The organism is Streptomyces alkaliphilus (assembly GCF_014141535.1).
In the GTDB taxonomy this organism is placed as follows: domain Bacteria; phylum Actinomycetota; class Actinomycetes; order Streptomycetales; family Streptomycetaceae; genus Streptomyces; species Streptomyces alkaliphilus.
The window spans coordinates 1-4,749 of record NZ_VKHT01000359.1 but is presented as its reverse complement, the minus strand read 5'-3'; the positions used below and the strand labels follow the sequence as shown (position 1 = coordinate 4,749).

4 protein-coding genes are annotated in these 4,749 nt (G+C 70.1%); all 4 read right to left on the bottom strand.

Features of this window, described 5'->3' with window-relative positions; genetic code table 11:
- Positions 1-121: 121 nt before the first annotated feature.
- On the bottom strand, positions 122-898 hold the full coding sequence (pstB, locus tag FNQ90_RS12970; RefSeq protein ID WP_143618621.1) for a phosphate ABC transporter ATP-binding protein PstB: 777 nt from the start codon (positions 896-898) through the stop codon (positions 122-124).
- Positions 899-930: 32 nt separating this feature from the next.
- Positions 931-2,085, bottom strand: a complete 1,155-nt coding sequence (pstA, locus tag FNQ90_RS12965) for a phosphate ABC transporter permease PstA (RefSeq protein ID WP_182606523.1) — start codon at positions 2,083-2,085, stop codon at positions 931-933.
- A gap of 97 nt (positions 2,086-2,182) precedes the next feature.
- On the bottom strand, positions 2,183-3,166 hold the full coding sequence (gene pstC / locus FNQ90_RS12960; protein ID WP_182606522.1) for a phosphate ABC transporter permease subunit PstC: 984 nt from the start codon (positions 3,164-3,166) through the stop codon (positions 2,183-2,185).
- Positions 3,167-3,281: 115 nt separating this feature from the next.
- Positions 3,282-4,406: a phosphate ABC transporter substrate-binding protein PstS gene (pstS, locus tag FNQ90_RS12955; protein ID WP_323379925.1), complete on the bottom strand. Its 1,125-nt coding sequence runs from the start codon at positions 4,404-4,406 to the stop codon at positions 3,282-3,284.
- Positions 4,407-4,749 lie beyond the last annotated feature (343 nt).

Sequence of the window (4,749 nt, the reverse complement as noted above, 5' to 3'; positions counted from 1 at the left end):
CCACCCGGCCCCCGCCGGCGCACCGGGGCGAACGCCGCGCGACGCCGGTGTCCGACCCCCGTTCGGGGGTCGGACACCGGCGTCGCGTTCCCGCCCGGCGCTCCCGGCCGGGCCGGTGGGATCAGCCGAAGCGGCCCGAGATGTAGTCCTCGGTGGCCTGCTCGGAGGGGTTGGAGAAGATCCGGTCGGTGTCGTCGATCTCGATGAGCTTGCCGGGACGACCCACCGCCTCCAGGTTGAAGAAGGCGGTCCGCTCGGAGACCCGGGCGGCCTGCTGCATGTTGTGGGTGACGATGACGATGGTGAACCGCGACTTCAGCTGGGCGATCAGGTCCTCGATGGCGAGGGTGGAGATCGGGTCCAGCGCCGAGCACGGCTCGTCCATCAGCAGCACCTCCGGCTCCACCGCAGTGGCCCGGGCGATGCACAGCCGCTGCTGCTGCCCGCCGGAGAGGCCGGCACCCGGCTTGTGCAGGCGGTCCTTGACCTCGTTCCACAGGTTGGCGCCGCGCAGATTGCGCTCGACGATGTCGTCGAGCTCGGACTTCTTGTAGCTGCCGTTCAGGCGCGGTCCGGCGATGACGTTCTCGTAGATGGACATGGTCGGGAACGGGTTGGGCCGCTGGAAGACCATGCCGACGGTGCGCCGCACCTGCACCGGGTCCACGCCCGGTCCGTAGAGGTCCTCGTTGTCCAGCATCACGCGGCCCTCGACCCGGCCGCCGGGGGTGACCTCGTGCATGCGGTTGAGGGTCCGCAGGAAGGTGGACTTGCCGCAGCCGGACGGGCCGATGAAGGCGGTCACGGACTTGGGCTCGACGTGCATGCTGATGTCGTCGATGGCCCTGTGGGTTCCGTAGTAGGCGGTCAGCCCGGTGACGTCGATGCGCTTGGCCATGGGATGTGTTCTCTCGCTTCTCTCGATGGCCCTCAGCGGCCGGACTTCGGGGCCTTCCAGCGGGCGATGCCGCGGGCGACCAGGTTCAGGATCATGATGAGGACGATCAGCACCAGGGCGGCGGCCCAGGCGCGGTCGTAGGCGGCCTGCGTGCCCAGCGCCCACTGCTCGTAGACGAACAGCGGCAGCGAGGACTGCGCGCCCTCGAAGGGGTTGGCGTTGATCATGTTGCTGCCGAAGACCAGCAGGATGATCGGGGCGGTCTCACCGGCGATGCGGGCCAGCGCCAGCATGACGCCGGTGGTGATGCCGCCGATCGCGGTGGGCAGCACGACCTTGAGGATGACCCGCCACTTGGGCACGCCCAGGGCCAGCGCCGCCTCGCGCAGCTCGTTGGGGACGAGCTTGAGCATCTCCTCGGTGGAGCGGACCACGATCGGCATCATGAGGATCGCGAGCGCCAGCGCGCCGGCGAAGCCGGAGTAACCGAAGCCGAGCATCATGATCCACATGCTGAGGACGAAGAGACCGGCGACGATCGACGGGATGCCCGTCATGACGTCCACGAAGAAGGTGATGGCCTTCGCCAGTCGGCCGCGCCCGTACTCCACCAGGTAGACGGCGGTCAGCAGGCCGATCGGGATGGCGATGACGGAGGCCAGCACCACCTGCTGGAGGGTGCCGAGGATGGCGTGGTAGATGCCGCCGCCCTCCTGCCAGGAGAGCACACCGTTCATCGAGTGGGTCAGGAAGTACCAGCTCACGCCGGGGATGCCACGGGCGATGGTCTCCCAGATCAGCGAGGCCAGCGGCAGCACCGCGACGACGAAGCTGCTCCACACCAGGCTCGCCGCCAGTCGGTCCACCGCCTGGCGGCGGCCCTCGACGGCGGAGGTCAGGACGAAGGTGGCGGCCACGAAGACCAGGGCCGCGATCAGGCCCCACTGGACCCGGCTCTCCAGGTTGCCGAGCAGGCCGATCAGGACGCCGATCGCGATGGAGCCCAGGGCGACACCGGCCGGGGCCCAGCGGGGCAGCCGGGGGCGACGCAGGGCGGTCGGGCCGGCCGTGACGGGGCCGGTGTCGCCCGGGTCCCCGCCGGAGGAGCCGGTCCCGCCGGCGCCGGTGGTCGCGGTGGGTTCGGGGGCCCGGCCCCGGTCCCGCTTGTCCTTCACGATCTCGCTCATGCCCGGGCCTCCTTCCGGTGGGTGGTCCCGCTCTTCGGTCGACGGGTGACGGCAGGGGTCTCGCGGGGGGTGCCGGCGGGCGGCAGCGGCGCGCGCATCACACGAAGTCCTTCCGGCGGGCGATGATCAGCCGGGCGGCGCCGTTGACCAGCAGGGTGAGCAGGAAGAGCACCAGGCCGGAGGCGATCAGGGCGTCACGGCCCATCGCCCCGGCCTCCTTGAACTGGCTGGCGATGTTCTGTGCGAAGGTGCCGCCCCCGGACTCCAGCACGCTGATGTTGATCAGGAAGGCCGGGGAGAGCACGGTGGCCACCGCCATCGTCTCGCCCAGCGCACGCCCGAGGCCGAGCATGGAGGCACTGATGATGCCGGAGCGGCCGAAGGGCAGGACGGTCATCCGGACCACCTCCCAGCGGGTGGCGCCCAGCGCCAGCGCGGCCTCCTCGTTCGCCTTGGGGGTCTGCTTGAAGATCTCCCGGGTGACGCTGGTGATGATCGGCAGGATCATGATCGCCAGCAGGATCCCGACGGTCATCAGCGAGCGGGCCGGGGAGCCGTCGTAGGAGAAGACGCCGGTCCAGCCGAGGAAGTCGTCCAGCCACTCGTACAGGCCGGTGATGTGCGGCACCAGGAACAGCGCGCCCCACAGGCCGTAGATGATGCTGGGCACCGCCGCGAGCAGGTCCACCACGTAACCGACCGCGCCGGCGATGCGGCGCGGCGCGTAGTGCGAGATGAACAGCGCGATGCCGACCGCCACCGGCACGGCCAGCACCATCGCGATGACGGAGCTGACGACGGTGCCGAAGAGCAGCACCGCGATGCCGAAGACCGGCGGGTCGGCGTTGGCGTTCCACTCGAAGGTGGTCAGGAAGTTGCCCTCGTTCGCCCGGATGGCCACGACGGCGCGGATGGTCAGGAAGACGGCGATCGCCGCCATGATCACCAGAAGGGTGATCCCGGCCCCCTTGGACAGGCCGCTGAAGATGCGGTCGCCCGGCCGGACGGCGCTGCGCCGCGCCGGCTCGGGCCCCGGTCCCCCGGCGGGCGCCGGGGCGGGGTCGGTGGTGGTCGCGGACATCCGTGGGTCCTTCGGTCTCGGGCGGTGCCGGGCCGGGCTCCGACCCGGTGGGGCCGTCCTCCGGCACGCGGCGGGGCGTGCGGATCGGGACCGGCGCGGACGCCGGTGGCCCCGGTCAGGTCATGGCGTCGAGGCGCTCGCGCACCTGCGTGATGATCTCGTCGGGGATGGCGGCGTAGTCGATCCGCGTGATCATCTCCTGGCCCTCCTCACCGGCGGTCCAGTTGAGGAAGGCCAGGGTGAGTTCCAGGGTCTCCGGGTCGTTGCCCCGGTCGCACATGATCTCGTAGGTGATGAGGACGATCGGGTAGGCGCCGGGCTCGTCGGTGGTGTAGTCGAGCTCCATCGCCAGGTCGCCGTCGGTGCCGATCACCTCGCCGGCGGCGATGCCGGTGGTGGCGTTCTCGACGGTGGCCGCGACGGGGTCGCCCGCCCCGGTGTCGACGAGGACGGTGGGGATGCCGTTCTCGTGGGCGTAGGACAGCTCGAAGTAGCTGATGGCGCCCACGTTCTGCTGCACCATGCCGACCAGGCCGGAGGAGCCGTCGGCGGACTGGCCGCCGCGACCGTGCCACACCTTGTCCGGCTCGTGCGGCCAGGAGTCGGGGGCGGAGGCGGCCAGGTAGGAGGTGAAGTTGTCGGTGGTGCCCGAGCCGTCGGAGCGGGAGAAGGGGGTGATACGGGTGTTCGGCAGGTCCGCGTCGGGGTTCAGCTCCGCGATCGCCGGGTCGTCCCAGTGGGTGATGCGCGAGTCGAAGATCAGGGCGAGGGTATCGGCGTCGAGGACGAGGTCGTCCACGTCCGGCAGGTTGTAGCCGATGGCGACGGGGCCGGCGACCATCGGCAGGTGGATGGCGCGTCCGCCGTCCCGGCACACCGCGCGGGACTGCTCGATCTCGGCGTCCTTCATCCGGGAGTCCGAGCCGCCGAAGGCGGTGGTGCCCTGGAGGAACTCCTGGATGCCCGCACCGGACCCGGTGGCCTTGTAGTTCACCTGGCCCTCGTCGCAGTTGGCCATGTAGGCGTTGGCCCACACCTCCATGGCGTTGGCCTGGGCGGTGGAGCCGGAGGCCAGCAGGGTGCCGGCGGGACCGCATTCGATGGTGTCCGAGGTGTAGTCGACGGCGCCGGGCAGGCCGGTGTTGTCGTCGCTGCCGCAGCCGGTCAGGAGCAGGGTGCCGGCGACCGCGGCCACTCCCGCGAGACGGGCACGACGGCGGGTCACGCGCGGAGGCTGCACGGTCGTTCCATTCCTTCCCTCGAACGCATGGGCGGACCGCGAACGCACCGGCCCGCATCCGAAAGTAGGAAGCAGAAGTGAATCGGCCATCCGTCTCAAGTGAACAGAAGATGAACCAGGGGAGTCGGGGAGTTGTACCGTCCACCGATCGTCACCAATAACGCACCAAAAGTCACGTGGGGTGACGACCATTCGGGGGTGGGCGGCGCCGAATCACCGGATTCCGGGGATTCTTGTACCGATATCACCGGGAAAACCCGAACCGGCGAAAGCGAACGGAAAGTGAACCGCGTCACAGTGACCCACCCCCCGGTGAAGCCCATGGGGGTGGGTCACTGTGACG

What these genes read in the sequence shown, in the direction of transcription:
- pstB (WP_143618621.1), bottom strand. Translation starts at nt 898, where the DNA reads ATGGCCAAGCGCATCGACGTCACCGGGCTGACCGCCTACTACGGAACC.
- pstA (WP_182606523.1), bottom strand. Translation starts at nt 2,085, where the DNA reads ATGAGCGAGATCGTGAAGGACAAGCGGGACCGGGGCCGGGCCCCCGAA.
- pstC (WP_182606522.1), bottom strand. Translation starts at nt 3,166, where the DNA reads ATGTCCGCGACCACCACCGACCCCGCCCCGGCGCCCGCCGGGGGACCG.